Annotated in this window: 17 protein-coding genes; 10 read left to right on the top strand and 7 right to left on the bottom strand. The window is 66.0% G+C overall.

Going from position 1 to position 13,568, the window contains the following annotated elements; genetic code table 11:
- Positions 1-115: 115 nt before the first annotated feature.
- Positions 116-604: a hypothetical protein gene (locus tag ACXYMR_RS10155; RefSeq protein WP_458942749.1), complete on the bottom strand. Its 489-nt coding sequence runs from the start codon at positions 602-604 to the stop codon at positions 116-118.
- Positions 605-831: 227 nt separating this feature from the next.
- Between ACXYMR_RS10155 and ACXYMR_RS10150 the strand changes: the two genes are divergently transcribed.
- A complete protein-coding gene (locus ACXYMR_RS10150; RefSeq protein ID WP_458942748.1) occupies positions 832-1,923 on the top strand; it encodes an alkene reductase in 1,092 nt (363 codons plus the stop codon).
- A gap of 49 nt (positions 1,924-1,972) precedes the next feature.
- Here ACXYMR_RS10150 and ACXYMR_RS10145 read toward each other — a convergent pair whose 3' ends face one another.
- From ACXYMR_RS10145 to ACXYMR_RS10130, 4 genes are all read right to left on the bottom strand, one after another.
- Positions 1,973-3,007, bottom strand: a complete 1,035-nt coding sequence (locus tag ACXYMR_RS10145) for a DUF481 domain-containing protein (RefSeq protein WP_458942747.1) — start codon at positions 3,005-3,007, stop codon at positions 1,973-1,975.
- 121 nt (positions 3,008-3,128) lie between these two features.
- Positions 3,129-3,308, bottom strand: a complete 180-nt coding sequence (locus ACXYMR_RS10140) for a YegP family protein (protein ID WP_458942746.1) — start codon at positions 3,306-3,308, stop codon at positions 3,129-3,131.
- Positions 3,309-3,357: 49 nt separating this feature from the next.
- Positions 3,358-3,924 (bottom strand): HNH endonuclease, encoded by a 567-nt coding sequence (locus tag ACXYMR_RS10135; protein ID WP_458942745.1) that lies wholly within the window; start codon positions 3,922-3,924, stop codon positions 3,358-3,360.
- Between the two features lie 216 nt (positions 3,925-4,140).
- Positions 4,141-4,806, bottom strand: coding sequence for an alpha/beta hydrolase (locus tag ACXYMR_RS10130; RefSeq protein ID WP_458942744.1), 666 nt, complete (start codon positions 4,804-4,806; stop codon positions 4,141-4,143).
- Positions 4,807-4,922: 116 nt separating this feature from the next.
- Here ACXYMR_RS10130 and gluQRS point away from each other — a divergent pair, with 116 nt between their 5' ends.
- Positions 4,923-5,795 (top strand): tRNA glutamyl-Q(34) synthetase GluQRS, encoded by an 873-nt coding sequence (gene gluQRS / locus ACXYMR_RS10125; protein ID WP_458942743.1) that lies wholly within the window; start codon positions 4,923-4,925, stop codon positions 5,793-5,795.
- On the opposite strand, the gene ACXYMR_RS10120 is transcribed toward gluQRS, so the two are convergent.
- Positions 5,792-6,397, bottom strand: a complete 606-nt coding sequence (locus tag ACXYMR_RS10120; RefSeq protein WP_458942742.1) for a hypothetical protein — start codon at positions 6,395-6,397, stop codon at positions 5,792-5,794. The genes gluQRS and ACXYMR_RS10120 overlap by 4 nt on opposite strands.
- A gap of 81 nt (positions 6,398-6,478) precedes the next feature.
- Between ACXYMR_RS10120 and ACXYMR_RS10115 the strand changes: the two genes are divergently transcribed.
- The 4 genes from ACXYMR_RS10115 (at position 6,479) to ACXYMR_RS10100 (ending at position 9,132) form a co-directional block, all read left to right on the top strand.
- Complete coding sequence (locus ACXYMR_RS10115; RefSeq protein WP_458942741.1) at positions 6,479-7,531, top strand: Rieske 2Fe-2S domain-containing protein; 1,053 nt, start codon at positions 6,479-6,481, stop codon at positions 7,529-7,531.
- Between the two features lie 2 nt (positions 7,532-7,533).
- Positions 7,534-7,737 carry a twin transmembrane helix small protein gene (locus ACXYMR_RS10110; RefSeq protein ID WP_458942740.1) on the top strand — a complete coding sequence of 68 codons (204 nt, stop codon included), beginning with the start codon at positions 7,534-7,536 and terminating at the stop codon, positions 7,735-7,737.
- A 72-nt stretch (positions 7,738-7,809) separates the two neighbouring features.
- On the top strand, positions 7,810-8,391 hold the full coding sequence (locus ACXYMR_RS10105; protein ID WP_458942739.1) for a cob(I)yrinic acid a,c-diamide adenosyltransferase: 582 nt from the start codon (positions 7,810-7,812) through the stop codon (positions 8,389-8,391).
- Positions 8,392-8,517: 126 nt separating this feature from the next.
- Entirely contained in the window at positions 8,518-9,132 is a 615-nt protein-coding gene (locus ACXYMR_RS10100) for a YceI family protein (RefSeq protein WP_458942738.1), read from the top strand.
- Between the two features lie 9 nt (positions 9,133-9,141).
- Here the strand turns inward: ACXYMR_RS10100 and ACXYMR_RS10095 are convergent, their stop codons facing one another.
- Positions 9,142-10,641 (bottom strand): serine hydrolase domain-containing protein, encoded by a 1,500-nt coding sequence (locus tag ACXYMR_RS10095; protein ID WP_458942737.1) that lies wholly within the window; start codon positions 10,639-10,641, stop codon positions 9,142-9,144.
- Between the two features lie 120 nt (positions 10,642-10,761).
- Here ACXYMR_RS10095 and ACXYMR_RS10090 point away from each other — a divergent pair, with 120 nt between their 5' ends.
- The 4 genes from ACXYMR_RS10090 (at position 10,762) to ACXYMR_RS10075 (ending at position 13,478) form a co-directional block, all read left to right on the top strand.
- Positions 10,762-11,106, top strand: coding sequence for a PadR family transcriptional regulator (locus ACXYMR_RS10090; RefSeq protein ID WP_458942736.1), 345 nt, complete (start codon positions 10,762-10,764; stop codon positions 11,104-11,106).
- On the top strand, positions 11,103-11,684 hold the full coding sequence (locus ACXYMR_RS10085) for a hypothetical protein (protein WP_458942735.1): 582 nt from the start codon (positions 11,103-11,105) through the stop codon (positions 11,682-11,684). Before ACXYMR_RS10090 ends, ACXYMR_RS10085 begins: the two co-directional genes overlap by 4 nt.
- A 113-nt stretch (positions 11,685-11,797) precedes the next feature.
- Positions 11,798-12,547 carry an electron transfer flavoprotein subunit beta/FixA family protein gene (locus ACXYMR_RS10080; protein ID WP_458942734.1) on the top strand — a complete coding sequence of 250 codons (750 nt, stop codon included), beginning with the start codon at positions 11,798-11,800 and terminating at the stop codon, positions 12,545-12,547.
- 1 nt (position 12,548) lies between these two features.
- Entirely contained in the window at positions 12,549-13,478 is a 930-nt protein-coding gene (locus ACXYMR_RS10075) for an electron transfer flavoprotein subunit alpha/FixB family protein (RefSeq protein ID WP_458942733.1), read from the top strand.
- Positions 13,479-13,568: the final 90 nt, after the last annotated feature.

Here is a 13,568-nt window from a genome sequence, read left to right as displayed (position 1 = left end):
GCGGAGGCCACCAGGCAGGCAACCTGACCCGCGCCGGCGGCGATCATCGGTGTGGCGGTGGCCGCCAGGACAATGGGTGTGTGTCCGAGCGGTCCGGTCTCCACGCCCCGCTTCGCTACAGCCAGCGTTGCAGCGCCAGAGCCATGAAATTCACCGTCACGGCAGCCAGGGCGAGCACCATTGCGAGGATAAAGACCGGCCCGTCCAGCACAGCCGCCGCGACCAGGACTGCCAGCGTCATGCCGACGCCGGACAGGCCCCATGACGCAAACGGGACGAGGTAGCCGAAAGCGCGCCGCTGGTCCGCGTCCATTTTCAGATAGAAGCGCAGACTCTCAGCCAGCATGGCCAGGGCAACGGGCAGAACCGCGCCGGCCGGAAGGCGCCAGGCCAGGTCCTCCCGGACCCCGGCCGCGAACAAGGCGAGGGGGAACAGCGCACCGAATATCGTGAGAAAGCTGGAGTAGAGGACCGACCGGCCATGCAGACCGCTGACCGGGTCTGCCCGGTCACCGCCACTGACGAACACCACGACAAGGGCCAGAAACCCGGCGAATACCGCCCCCAGCTGGGCGATGCCGATCAAAACGCCTTCATGTTCCATTCGCCCCTCCCCGGTCGCGGCCCATGCCGCAGCGAAACCTGGTGACCCCGGCGGGATTTGCACGCGCGGCCTGCAGATCATGGATCTGTTGCTTTATCACACTGCCGTGAGATCGCACGGGATTTCAGCCCGGCCATAGGGCTGACCCAACCGGTTTCAAGCCCTTTTGCCAATCTGCCGCGCCCCTACTTCTTAGCCCGAACATCCATTCGAGCGAGGACCCTCCCATGCCGAACGAAGCGCTTTTCAAGCCCCTGACCGTGGGCGCCATCCAGACCCGCAACCGCGTCTTCATGGCGCCGCTGACGCGCAACCGGGCCCGGCCGGATGGTGTACCCGGCGAGCTGGCGGCGGAATACTATGCCCAGCGGGCGGGGGCCGGACTGATCATTTCGGAAGCCACCCAGGTCTCGCCCCGGGCCAAGGGCTATATCAACACGCCCGGCATCCACAGCGACGCCCAGCAGGCGGCCTGGTCGCGCATCGTCGGCGGCGTGCACGAGCGCGGCGGCAAGATCGCCCTGCAGCTCTGGCATGTCGGCCGGATCAGCCATGTCGATCTGCTGCCCGACGGCGACAAGCCGCTGGCCCCGTCGGCGATCCGGGCCAAGGCCCAGACCGTCACCAGCGAGGGCATGATCGACGTCTCCGAACCGGAGGCGATGACAACGAAGCAGATCCGCCAGACGGTGCAGGATTTTGCCGACGGGGCCCGGCGGGCCCGGGCGGCGGGTTTCGACCTAGTCGAGATTCACGGCGCCAATGGCTATCTGATCGACCAGTTCCTGCGTGACGGATCGAACAAACGAGACGATGCGTACGGCGGCTCGATCGAGAATCGCAGCCGCTTCCTGATCGAGATCGTGGACGCGGTGTCGGATGCCGTCGGCGCGGACCGGGTCGGTTTGCGCCTGTCACCGACCGGGGCGTTCAACGACATGCACGACAGCGACCCCAAGGCGCTGTTCACCTACATTGCCAAGACGCTGTCTGACCGGGGCCTCGCCTATCTGCACGTGGTCGAGGATTTCGGTCCGGCCGCCGATGGTGATGACCCGAAGGCCGTCCTCGAGGCCGTCAGCCGGGCCTGGGACGGGGTTTATATCGGCAATGGTGGCTATGAGGCCGACCGGGCGGCCAATGCGGTCCGCGGCGGCCATGCCAATGCCATTGCCTTCGGGCGGGCCTACCTCGCCAATCCGGACCTGGCCGACCGGCTGGCCCGTGGCGCCCCGCTCAACACGCCGCGGCCGGAGACCTTCTATGGGGGCGGACGCGAGGGGTATACCGACTATCCGCTCCTGGAAGCGGCCGAGTAGCCAATTTTACCGGGCCCGCCGACGCACGGCGGGCCCAGTACGGCCCTGATCAGAATGCGCGCAGCAGCGACAGGCCAAGCCGGGTATCGGTGGCTTCCACGCCTGCCGGCGTCTCGAATTCGTGCTCCAAACGCAGATCCGTCTGCACCGCCCAGTTGCCGGCGATGCTGGTGGTCAGGGAGAAGCGCTGGTCCAGGCTCGACCCGCCACCGAGCAGGGCGACGGTCTCCGAAGCGAAGCGCGTCGTCTCCGACAGCTGCCAGGAGAACTCCGATCCGGCCTCGACCACCCAGTCGGTTTCCGTCGCACTGCCGTCCGCCGGATCCCGGTAACGTTGGCCGACACCGGAGCGCAGCGACCAGCTGAGCGCCTCACCATCGAGCACCTGCCACAACCCGCCGCCCGTCAGCGAGGCGGTCGATTGATAGAAGGCGACATTGTCACGCTCGTAACTGCCTCCGGCGTAATAGCCGATACCGCTGACCAGCTGGCGCGACAGGCGCAGATCGGTCAGCCAGCTGTCCCGCGTCACAACGTCATCGCTGTCGGTGTAGAAGTACTCGACCTGGCTATCGAGGCTCCAGCCGCGGTCGAACTCGCGATCGAGCTCGAGCGCGAAGGCATAGTCGGAGAGGTTGGTACTGCCACGTTCCAGCTGGACACCGAAACGTACCTGGCCGTCCCAGGCATCGGTTTGCAGCACGTCCAGCGACTGGCCGAACCAGCCGGGCTGGTCCGGTGCCTGTTGCGGAGCCACATCAGCGCTTGCCGCTTCTGCCATCATGCCCGGAGCCGTGTCCGCAGCGCCAGGCACCTGCGGCACCGGCCAGCCCGCCACGGCCTCGAGGCGATGCGGCAGATGCGTCTCGACGGCCATTCGCACATCGGCCCGCCCGCCCGCGGCCACGGCCGCGACCATGTCAGCGGTTTCAGCGAAACCGGCAGCGTCCTGGCGCTGGTCGGCCTCGATCAGGAGGAGGGTATAGGGCTCAGACAGCTGGGCGTGCGCAGAGGCAGCCCAGCTGCCCGCCAATGCCGTGGCGCCGAGCAGAATGGCGGATCGAATGAAAGTCGCAAAAGTCATGAACAAGTCCCGGAACAGCGGCCCTGACGGCCAGGTCAGGGCGGACTTATCAGAGGCCGCACCCGGAATGCAAAAGGGGCCCTGTAACAGGGCCCCTTGCGTGTCGGCAGGCGGTGGCCGTCTAGACGGCCTCGACGATGGCGGCTTTTGAGGCGTTGTCCTTGACACTCCGGATACCGGTCTTGGCGCTCTCCTTGGTGGTGTAGCCTTCCGACTGGCAGATGATTTCGCCATTCGGAGCCTTGAGATGCCAGTAGAACTGGTCGTCCTGGCCCTTGATGATCTCGAACCTCGCGGTCATGGCAAACCTCCGATTGCTGTGTGTCTACAGGGCAAACGGACCGGGCTGACTATCGTTCCAGCTCGATGTCCCAATAGAGGTAGTCGAGCCAGCTCTCGTGCAGGAATTTGGGCGGGAAGCGGCGCCCCTGGGCCTGCAATTCATGCATGGACGGGCGCTGGGGCGGGCGGCGCAGCGGCATGCCGGCTTCGCGCGGCGTACGTCCGCCCTTCTTCAGATTGCACGGCCCGCAGGCGGCGACGATGTTTTCCCAGGACGTGCGCCCGCCAGCGCGCCGCGGGATGACGTGATCAAAGGTCAGCCGGTCGACGCCGTCGGCATTGCAGTAGGCGCAGCGAAACCCGTCGCGCAGCCAGACATTGTAGCGGGTAAAGGCTGGCGCCCTGTCCTGGGCGATATAGTCTCGCAGGGCGACGACGGAGGGCACGTGCATCTCGAAGCTCGGCGAGTGCACGACCTCATCGTAATGGGAAATCACGGCGACGCGCTCGAGGAACACGTTCTTGATGGCTTCCTGCCACGGCCAGGTGGACAGCGGCCAGTAGCTCAAGGGCTGGAAGTCGGCGTTCAGCACGAGGCAGGGCCATCCCTGCGGTGCCTTAGCGAGCACCTGCATGGCAGCCTCCCTTCCGAGCCGGGGCCGGACCAGTCGGGACCGGCCGGTTCGGGAGGAAGTGTGACTGTCGGACACGAGTCCTGAAAGCGCACCTCCCATCACACCCGGGGCGACGCACTCAACACAGTGTCACGCGTCGAATCGCGGGCATGAAAGAACGATACAGCGCTTCGCGCGTCGTGCCCAAGAAAGTTTGGTGAAGGCGCGAATTCGTCGCTAGCGCAAACGCCCTGCCAGGGCCTCACCAATGAAGCGACCACCGATCCGCAGCCCGTCCTCTCCGATCGAGTGCGGCAGGCCTTGCGAGATATGCCACTGGGCGCCGTGCCCGGCGGCGGCGAGGTTCTCCAGCGCGTCGAACATGAAGCCGAGCGGCAGAACCTGGTCCTGGTCGCCATGGATGAGCTGGATCGGCGGGCGCGAGCGCATCTCCGTCTTCAGCACGTCACCGCCCGGCAAGGCGCCGGAGAAACCGAGAATGCCGGCCACCGGCCGCTCGCGGCGCAGGCCGGCCTGCAGGGCGAGCATGGTGCCCTGCGAGAAACCGCACAGCACCAGGTCGCTCTCGGTCAGGCGGTAGCGGGCCAGCTCCTGGTCAATGAAGGCATCGACGATGGGCCCGGCCATCGCCGCGCCGGCGCGGATGCGCTCCGGGTCGAGCTGGGAGATCGGGAACCACTGGAAACCGTTCGGCGCGCCCGGCACCGGGTCCGGCGCGTCCGGGGAGACCCATTGCACGTGTGGCAGATCAGGCGCCCAGTGCTGGCCCAGCCCGATCAGGTCCTGTCCGTTGGAGCCATAGCCATGCAGGAAAATCACCAGCTTGCGCGGCGCTTGGCCGTCACGCGGGGCCAGGCGGGGGCCGTCTATGGGGCGGGACATGGGCAAAACTCCGAAGCTGGAAGCTGACTTGGCCATAGCGGGTCTGCCGCCCAGCGCCAAGCCGGGCCGTACATCCGGCGGCTTGGCAGCGGCCCCGGAAATGGCGATGTAGGGGAATGACCTTCACCACCCGCTTCGCACCCTCCCCCACCGGACATCTGCATCTCGGCCATGCCTTCTCGGCGTGGACGGCGTTCCGGGCGGCCTGCGAGGCGGACGGGCGTTTCCTGCTGCGCATCGAGGACATCGACACGGTGCGCTGCAAGCCGGAATTCGAGCCGGTGATCCTGGACGACCTGATCTGGCTGGGCCTGGACTGGGAAGAGCCGGTGCGGCGGCAGTCGGAGCATTTCGATGACTATGCCGGGGTGCTGGAGCGGCTGCGCGAGCTGGGCGTGGTGTATCGCTGCTTCAAGACGCGTCGCGAGATCCTGGAGGACATTGCCCGGGCGCCGCACGGGACCGGCGAAGGGCCCGAGGGTGCGATCTATCGCGGGCCGGCCGAACCGATGTCGGAGGACGAGGCGCAGGCGCGCATGGCGGCCGGCGAGAGCTTTGCCTGGCGACTGTCCCAGGCGCGTTGCCATGAGGTGCTGGGCGACCGTTTCGCCGCAATGGGCTTTGTCGAGGAAGGCGGTCCGGACGGACCGCGCGAGGTGCAGGCCGATCCCGCACCGCTCGGCGATGTGATCCTGGGGCGCAAGGATGTCGGCACCAGCTACCATGTCGCCGTGGTGCATGATGACGCGCTGCAGGGCATCACCCATGTCATCCGGGGTGTCGACCTTTTCGACATGACCCCGCTGCACGTCCTGCTGCAGACCCTGCTCGGCCTGCCGACGCCCGTTTACCGGCACCATCGCCTGCTCACCGATGCCAGCGGCAAGCGTTTTGCCAAGCGCGACAAGGCGGCGACGCTCAAGGCCATGCGCGAGGCCGGAATGAGTGGCGATGCGGTGCGGGCGCAGTTCGGCGGAGCCGCCGTTTAGCGCGTCTCGGGGCGGGGGACGGCACTTTCCTCATGCTCGCTGACCCGGGTCAGGGCCCCGTCGCGCCAGGCATATTCCCTCACCTCCACCCCGGTGCTCACGGACTGGCGTACCTGGAAGCGTTGTTCACGATAATGCTCGACCACGGCAATCTCATTGCCGCCCATGAGGACCACGACCTGCCAGCCATCCGGCCCCGAGACCAGCGCCGGAAAGGCACAGGCCGAGGCACTGCAGAACCAGGCCGGCGTGGCATCCCGGCCGCGCGTGCGGCAGCTCAGGCGCTGGGTATCGAGCGCGTGGTCGGGGATCGCGTCCTCATTGATCAGGCCGGTGGCCCGAGGCAGGGCGTGGATATCCGCGGCGCGGCATTGCAGCGCACCGGCGCTGATCTGGCGCGTGTGGACAAGGAACGCATCGACCGCCGACTGCGGCAGCTCACCGGCCGCGACGGTGTCGGGCGGATCGGGTGCAGAGCACGCCGCTATCAGCAGGGCTGTCAATGAGGCAATGGCAAGCGAACGGGGCGGTCCCATGATCTGCAGCACTCCGTCATGCGCGCCCCAGCGCCAGTCCAGGATAGCCCCGGCGGTGCCGGCCAACAAGCAAGACCCAGACAGCCCGCCGCATCATGCGACGGCGTGCCGCTAGGCAAGCGGCGGCAAGCGCGCTATCTGGCAGTCATGTTTTTGACCGACCTTTGGTATTTCGGGGCGCTGTCGAGCGAGTTGAAGCCCGGCGAGACGCTGCACCGCGAATTGCTCGGACAGCCGATCCTGTTCGGCCGCGACCATGACGGCAAAGCCTATGCGCTGCGCGACATCTGCCCGCACCGCGGTATCCTGCTGTCCGGCGGCGAGACCCAGTGCCATGGCGGCGAAACGCATGTCGAGTGCCCGTATCACGGCTGGCGTTTCCGCACCGACGGTTCGTGTGCTGCGATTCCCTCACTGACTGCCGACCAGGCCGAGCAGATGGACCTGTCAAAGATCCGGGTGCGGCGCTTCCCCGTGCACGAGGAACAGGGCCTGATCTGGATCTGGTACGCCGACGGCGAGCACGCCGAGCTGATGCCGGACGAATTGCCGCCCATGCCGGACGTGCCTGCAGGTCACACGCCGCGAATGATCATCACCGACGTGTTCAACTGCCATGTCGACCACGCGGTGATCGGCCTGATGGACCCGGCCCACATCGCTTATATCCACCGCCAGTGGTGGTACCGCACCAAGGCCTCGGTGCGTGACAAGGAGAAGGCCTTCGGCCCGATCGAGCGCGGTTTCTCGATGCTGCCGCATACGCCGTCGAAGAATTCCTTCGTCTACAACCTGCTCGGTGAGGACCGCACGACCGAAATCCAGGTGCGCCTGCCGGGTCTGCGCTACGAGTACATCCGCGCCGACGGCAAGCTGATCACCATTTTCACCGCGGTCACCCCCACCCGCGAGGACAAGACCGCAATCACCGTGGCGATCTACTGGGATCACCCGCTGCTCAGCTGGATTCCCAAACCTCTGCTGCGCCTGGCCGGCACCACATTCCTCGGGCAGGACCGCGATGCGGTGAATGCCCAGCAGGTCGGGCTGGCCTATGATCCCAAGCTGATGCTGATCCATGACGCCGACATCCAGGCCAAGTGGTATTTCGCCCTCAAGCGGGCCTGGGAAAAACACCAGGCCACGGGCGAGCCCTTCAAGAACCCTGTCAAACCCGCCACCCTGCGCTGGAGAAGCTGATCATGACCCTTCTGGACGGACTGCTTTACGTCGCCATGCTCGCCGTCGTCGTCGTGCTGGCGCTGGGCATTTTCAATCTCTACCGCACCGGCGACAAGGCCCGCTCGCGCTCCAACAAGCTGATGCGCCTGCGCGTGGTGCTGCAATTCGTGGCCATCCTGATCATCGTCGCGATCTTTGCCTTCCGCGAGAATTTCGGCGGCTAGTCGAAGTCCACGACCGCGGATGCGGAGGCAATCCCCTTCCCTATCCGGTCACCCGAGGGCTAGGACATCCCCATGGTTCGACTGACGAAAATCTACACCCGCACCGGCGATGCCGGGTCCACACGCCTTGGCGACATGTCGCAAACAGTCAAGCACGACCCCCGGGTCGAGGCCTATGGCGATGTCGACGAAACCAATTCCTCCCTGGGCGTGGCGCGGGCCGCGCTGGCGCCGGGCGACGAAATCGATGTCGAACTGAAGCGGGTCCAGAATGACCTGTTCGATCTGGGCGCCGATCTCTGCGTGCCGGAAAGCGACGAACCGCCCGAATTCGAACCCCTGCGCGTGACGGATGCGCAAGTGCAGCGGCTGGAGGGCGTGATCGACCGCTTCAACGAACGGCTCGAACCGCTCAACTCCTTCATCCTGCCCGGCGGCAGTGAAGCGGCCGCCCGCCTGCACATGAGCCGCACAATCTGCCGTCGCGCCGAACGCAAGGTCTCCGCCCTGATGGCGTCCGGGGTGCCACTCAACGGGGCGGTTCTGCGCTATCTCAACCGGCTGTCGGACCTGCTCTTCGTGATGGCCCGGCTGGCCAATGACGAGGGCCGCGCCGATGTGCTGTGGGTGCCCGGCGGCGACCGCGGCGAGTAGATTGTTTCCCGGACGGAAACATCAACTTGACGCGAGCGGCCTCGACACCGCGCCCGGAACGACTAAGTGCTGTGGCTGAAGACAATTTGTCGCAGCCCCGTTTCACGTTCCAGGAGACTTGCCCCCATGACCCGTACCTTGCTGGCCGCCGCCGTTTTCGCCCTGACTGCCACGACCGCCGCCCAGGCCGATCCGGTGGCCTATGAATTCGACAAGACACACACCCTGATCCGGGCCTCCTGGAACCACCAGGACTATTCCACCCAGGAGCTCCACTTCACCGATTATGACGGCTCGCTGGCGCTCGATCTCGATACCCCGTCGGACTCGACGGTGGATATCACCTTCAACCTGATCGACGGCATCTGGCCGGGCGCGCATCACCAGCGCTTCATCAACCACCTGAACTCCGCCGACTTCTTCGAAACTGAGGTCAATCCGACCGCTCGCTTTGTCGGCACCGGGTTCGAGACCGAGGACGGCCAGATCGGCACCATGACGGGCGATCTGACGATGAATGGCCAGACCCATCCGGTGACGCTGAGCGTGGTCCTCAACAGGTCTGACGAGACCCAGGACGGTCGCAGCAAGCTGGGCTTCACGGCGACCGGCACATTGATGCGCTCGGAGTGGGACATGGGCTTTGCCACCCCCTTCGTGTCGGACGAGATCGACATCTTCATTTCCACCGAACTGGTCGAGATTGTCGAAGACAATGGTGAGGAAGAAGCCGGGCAATAATCCTGCCGGTCAGGCGCGTCCCTCGGGACGCGCCACCGGACTGGCCCAGCGGCCCAGGAAGAGAACGCCCAGCACGGCGAGCACGGCCGGCATCAGCCAGCGCACTTCGTCGAGCGGGATCTCGTCGATGAACGTCACACCGTCCCGCCAGTAGATGGTCTCGGTGTAGAACATCACCCAACACGCGGCGAACAGGAGCGCGACGAGCACGGCGACCAGCAGGCGTCCGACCAGCCGCCAGGTGCCGATACTGCGAGGGATCAGGCTCAACATCCGGCGCCCGGAAGCGATGGCCAGGCCCAGCCGTGCGGCCAGGACAATCGCCGCGCTGCCCACCAACCCAGCGGCGACGGTGAGATTGCGAACCAGCCCGGCTTCGCCCCGGCAAATCTCGGACGCTTCCAGGCCGTGGGCCCAGCCCCGCCAGGCGCAGGTCAATTCCAGTCCGAGCTGGGCTCCCGTCGTGGTATTGGTCAGGAAGTAGAAGCCGTCTCCGGTCCGGGGTCGCACATAGATCTGGGCATGCCAGGTGGAATTATTGCCACCATGGCCGAACAGGGGGCCGAAATCCGTCGCCTCCCGGGTGTAGCTCATGGCGTGGCGGTCACTGACCGAAGACGGCGCCAGCGCCTGGGCCAGCCGGCCCGGCTCCACGACGCCGCCGCCGTCTGCGTGGGCGGCAATGAAGCGCTCGATATCGTCACCACTGGCCCAGCTGCCGGTCGCCGCCAGCGCCAGGAAGCGCAGGGTCTCGATCGGCCGTCCACCGAATGCAAAGGCGGTTGATGGCTGCGGCAGGTTAGCGCGATCCGCGCCGGACGCCGTCATGCCAAGCGGCAGGAGGACCTGGTCGGTCAGCCAGTCGGCATAGGAACGGCCGGTGACATCCTCGATCATCAGCTGCAACAATGTGTAGCCACCGCCGGAATAGAGACGGCTGATGCCCGCTCCGGCCACCGGGGTGACCGGGTAATCGGTGCGGGCCTGTTCGACGGCGTCGGCCGGCGGCGTCTCATAGCCCTCATAGCCGCCATAGCCATGAATGTTCAGCCCACCGGCATGCTCGAGCAGACGGCGCACCGTGATCGCGTTGGTGTCATAGGGCGTATCGGGAAACTGCCAGCGCGTCAGATAGGTTGAAACCGGGGCGTCCAGATCGATGCGGCCCTCCCCGGCCAGCGCCAGGACAGCCCACGAGGCCAGCGGCTTGGACACCGAGCCCAGGTTGAACGCGGTCGCTCCGGTCACCGGCTCACCCTGCGCCGAGCGGATACCGCGGCGCGCCGACCATACCCAGCGACCCTCGTGCATGACACCGGCCACCGCTCCGGCAATTCCGTAGTCACGCATGGAACGATCCATCTCGGCATCCAGGGAGGCTGCCATCTCCGCCGCGTCGGCGCCGGCCGGGATGCTGTGAAAGCGGCGCGCATCGCCGAGCACCACGGCCCACCACACCAGGCCGGCCGCAATCGCCACTCCCAGCCCCGTCAAAAATCGCTTGTTCAACACCGTCAGATCCTCGCATAGGCCAATACATAGCATTGCTATATAGCTTGTTATGCCTATACACAAGCTATAGGACTAGGGGCACGTCGCTGGTCGCCGGATACTGGGAGAATGGAGCCAATGGAGGATGACCCGGCCGAAACCGTGCTGGAACGCTGGATCAGCCAGGCCCGCAAGGGATATTTCGAGCTGCTTCTGCTGGCCCGCATCAATGCCGGTCGAGCGTACGGGTATGAAATCGTGGCCGCGCTCAAGCAGGCGCCCGGCTTCGGCCAGCTGGCGGAAGGCACGGTCTATCCAGTCCTGGCCCGCATGAAGAAGGACGGCCTGGTGACCGCCGAATGGGTGGCCGAGGAGACCGGGCCACCGCGCAAATACTACACCATCACCCAATCCGGCCGGCAGGTCCTGACGCGCATGCGCGACACCTGGCGGCGCATGACGGAGGTTCTGGAGTCCCAATGACCGTGCAGACCCGCCCCCAGCTCCATCTCGACAGCCGCGCCGCCCGTCGCCTGTGGGCCCGCTTCCTGAACCATCTCGACCACAACCACGCGGACCTGGACGCGACACAACGCGACGAGCTGCGCGACGACGCCACCGCCCATATCGCTGATGCCATGGCCCGCGATGCCGAGGGCAGCGAAGCGGAGCGGCTGCAAAGGGCCATCGACCAGTTCGGCGTGCCGCCCGCCCCCGCGCCCGCATGGCAGGCCCAGGCCGGCACCCTGCTGCACTACGGCTCCCTGCCCGTGCTCGGCCTCGGCGGCCTGCTGGTGGCCCTCCTGGTCATCGCCGCGCTGTGGGACCTGGTGCCGCCACACCATGCCGGCCTCTGGGTCTATCCCGACGGAGCGTTCAGCCTGTCCTTCGAAGCCCAGGACGGCGCGGTCGATGTGTTGGGGCCATGGTTCACACCGCTCGCCCTGATCGCGGCCGCAGGACTGGCCGGTGCACTGGAAAGCCTGCGGCGCCTGGCCGTCTCTGCCGACGGCCCGGCCCGGCGCTGGATGAACCGGACGCCGCCCCCGGCTGCGAATTGACGCACGCGTCAGTCAGTCCGTCACATTGACTTACCCGGCTGGCGATTGCAGTTTCGCGGCCTATTCTTTTAGGTGCGCAGACTATCCAGCGCGCGGCCAACCGGAGCCCCAGCATGAAGATTCTCGTCCCCGTCAAACGGGTCGTCGATTACAACGTGAAGGTCCGCGTGAAGCCCGACCAGTCGGGTGTCGACCTCGCCAACGTCAAGATGTCCATGAACCCGTTCTGCGAGATCGCGGTCGAAGAAGCGATCCGTCTCAAGGAGAAGGGCATCGCCGAAGAGATCGTCGTGGTCTCGATCGGACCGTCACAGGCCCAGGAGACGATCCGCACGGCCCTCGCCATGGGTGCCGATCGCGGCATCCTGGTCGAGACCGACGAGCGCGTCGAAACGCTCGGCGTGGCCAAGCTCCTGAAGTCGATCGTCGACGAGGAGAAGCCGGACCTGGTCATTCTCGGCAAGCAGGCGATCGACAATGACGCCAACCAGACCGGCCAGATGCTCGCTGCCCTCCTCGACTGGCCGCAGGGCACCTTCGCCTCCAAGGTCGAGATGGCTGACGGCAAGGTCAATGTGACGCGCGAGATCGATGGCGGCCTGCAGACCGTCGCCCTCGAACTCCCGGCCATCATCACCACCGATTTGCGCCTCAACGAGCCGCGCTACGCCTCCCTGCCCAACATCATGAAGGCCAAGCGCAAGCCGATCGACACCAAGGCTCCGGCCGATTTCGGGATCGACCTGACGCCGCGCCTCGAGGTCGTGAAGGTCACCGAACCGCCCAAGCGCGCCGGTGGCGTCAAGGTCGAGAGCGTCGCCGAACTGGTCGACAAGCTGAAGAACGAAGCGGGAGTGCTCTGAGATGACGGTTCTCGTAATTGCCGAACACGACAATGCCGAGCTGAACGACGCCACCCGCGCCGTGGTCACTGCGGCCAAGGCCCTCGGCGGTGACATCCACGTCCTCGTCGCCGGCTCCGGTGCCCAGGCCGTGGCCGATGCCGCGGCCAAGATCGATGGCGTGGCCAAGGTGCTGCATGCGGAAGCCGACGTCTTCGCCAAACCGACGGCGGAAGCCATGGACGCGCTGATCACGCCGATGATGGATGATTACGATGCCGTGCTCGCTGCCGCGACCACGACCGGCAAGAACTTCATGCCGCGGATCGCTGCCAAGCTCGACGTCATGCAGATCTCCGAGATCAGCGCCGTGGAAAGCCCGGACACTTTCGTGCGCCCGGTCTATGCCGGCAACGCCATGATGACGGTCAAGTCGAACGACGCCAAGAAAGTCATCACCGTGCGCCCGACAACGTTCGAGAAGGCGGGCGATGGCGGTTCTGCCTCGCAGGAAGACATCGGCGCCTCGTCCGGCCCGTTCAAGTCGGCCTTCGTGTCCGAGGAATTGTCCAAGTCGGACCGCCCCGAACTGACTGCCGCGAAGATCGTCATCTCCGGCGGCCGCGGCATGCAGTCGGGCGAAAACTTCCACCTGCTCGACAAAATCGCCGACAAGCTCGGTGCCGCCGTCGGGGCTTCGCGCGCCGCCGTCGATGCCGGCTATGTGCCGAACGACTACCAGGTCGGCCAGACCGGCAAGGTGGTTGCCCCGGAACTCTACATCGCGGTGGGCATTTCCGGTGCCATCCAGCACCTCGCCGGGATGAAGGACTCCAAGGTCATCGTGGCCATCAACAAGGACGAGGAAGCGCCGATCTTCCAGGTCGCCGATTACGGCCTCGTCGCCGACCTGTTCAACGCCCTGCCGGAGCTCGACGCAGCCCTCGGCTAGTCGGGCCCAGCCCTATCGAAAACGGAAACGCCCGGTCGTGATTGCGACCGGGCGTTTCTTGTTTCCATACAGCCGACGGCGATGCTCGGG

This window comes from Maricaulis sp. CAU 1757 (assembly GCF_054482675.1).
The sequence above is the reverse complement of the archived record's forward strand: the minus strand, read 5'-3'. Positions and strand labels throughout refer to the sequence as shown.

Coding starts and splice junctions, on each gene's coding strand:
- ACXYMR_RS10155 (WP_458942749.1), bottom strand. CDS start 604: ATGGAACATGAAGGCGTTTTGATCGGCATCGCCCAGCTGGGGGCGGTA.
- ACXYMR_RS10150 (WP_458942748.1), top strand. CDS start 832: ATGCCGAACGAAGCGCTTTTCAAGCCCCTGACCGTGGGCGCCATCCAG.
- ACXYMR_RS10145 (WP_458942747.1), bottom strand. CDS start 3,007: ATGACTTTTGCGACTTTCATTCGATCCGCCATTCTGCTCGGCGCCACG.
- ACXYMR_RS10140 (WP_458942746.1), bottom strand. CDS start 3,308: ATGACCGCGAGGTTCGAGATCATCAAGGGCCAGGACGACCAGTTCTAC.
- ACXYMR_RS10135 (WP_458942745.1), bottom strand. CDS start 3,924: ATGCAGGTGCTCGCTAAGGCACCGCAGGGATGGCCCTGCCTCGTGCTG.
- ACXYMR_RS10130 (WP_458942744.1), bottom strand. CDS start 4,806: ATGTCCCGCCCCATAGACGGCCCCCGCCTGGCCCCGCGTGACGGCCAA.
- gluQRS (WP_458942743.1), top strand. CDS start 4,923: ATGACCTTCACCACCCGCTTCGCACCCTCCCCCACCGGACATCTGCAT.
- ACXYMR_RS10115 (WP_458942741.1), top strand. CDS start 6,479: ATGTTTTTGACCGACCTTTGGTATTTCGGGGCGCTGTCGAGCGAGTTG.
- ACXYMR_RS10110 (WP_458942740.1), top strand. CDS start 7,534: ATGACCCTTCTGGACGGACTGCTTTACGTCGCCATGCTCGCCGTCGTC.
- ACXYMR_RS10105 (WP_458942739.1), top strand. CDS start 7,810: ATGGTTCGACTGACGAAAATCTACACCCGCACCGGCGATGCCGGGTCC.
- ACXYMR_RS10100 (WP_458942738.1), top strand. CDS start 8,518: ATGACCCGTACCTTGCTGGCCGCCGCCGTTTTCGCCCTGACTGCCACG.
- ACXYMR_RS10090 (WP_458942736.1), top strand. CDS start 10,762: ATGGAGGATGACCCGGCCGAAACCGTGCTGGAACGCTGGATCAGCCAG.
- ACXYMR_RS10085 (WP_458942735.1), top strand. CDS start 11,103: ATGACCGTGCAGACCCGCCCCCAGCTCCATCTCGACAGCCGCGCCGCC.
- ACXYMR_RS10080 (WP_458942734.1), top strand. CDS start 11,798: ATGAAGATTCTCGTCCCCGTCAAACGGGTCGTCGATTACAACGTGAAG.
- ACXYMR_RS10075 (WP_458942733.1), top strand. CDS start 12,549: ATGACGGTTCTCGTAATTGCCGAACACGACAATGCCGAGCTGAACGAC.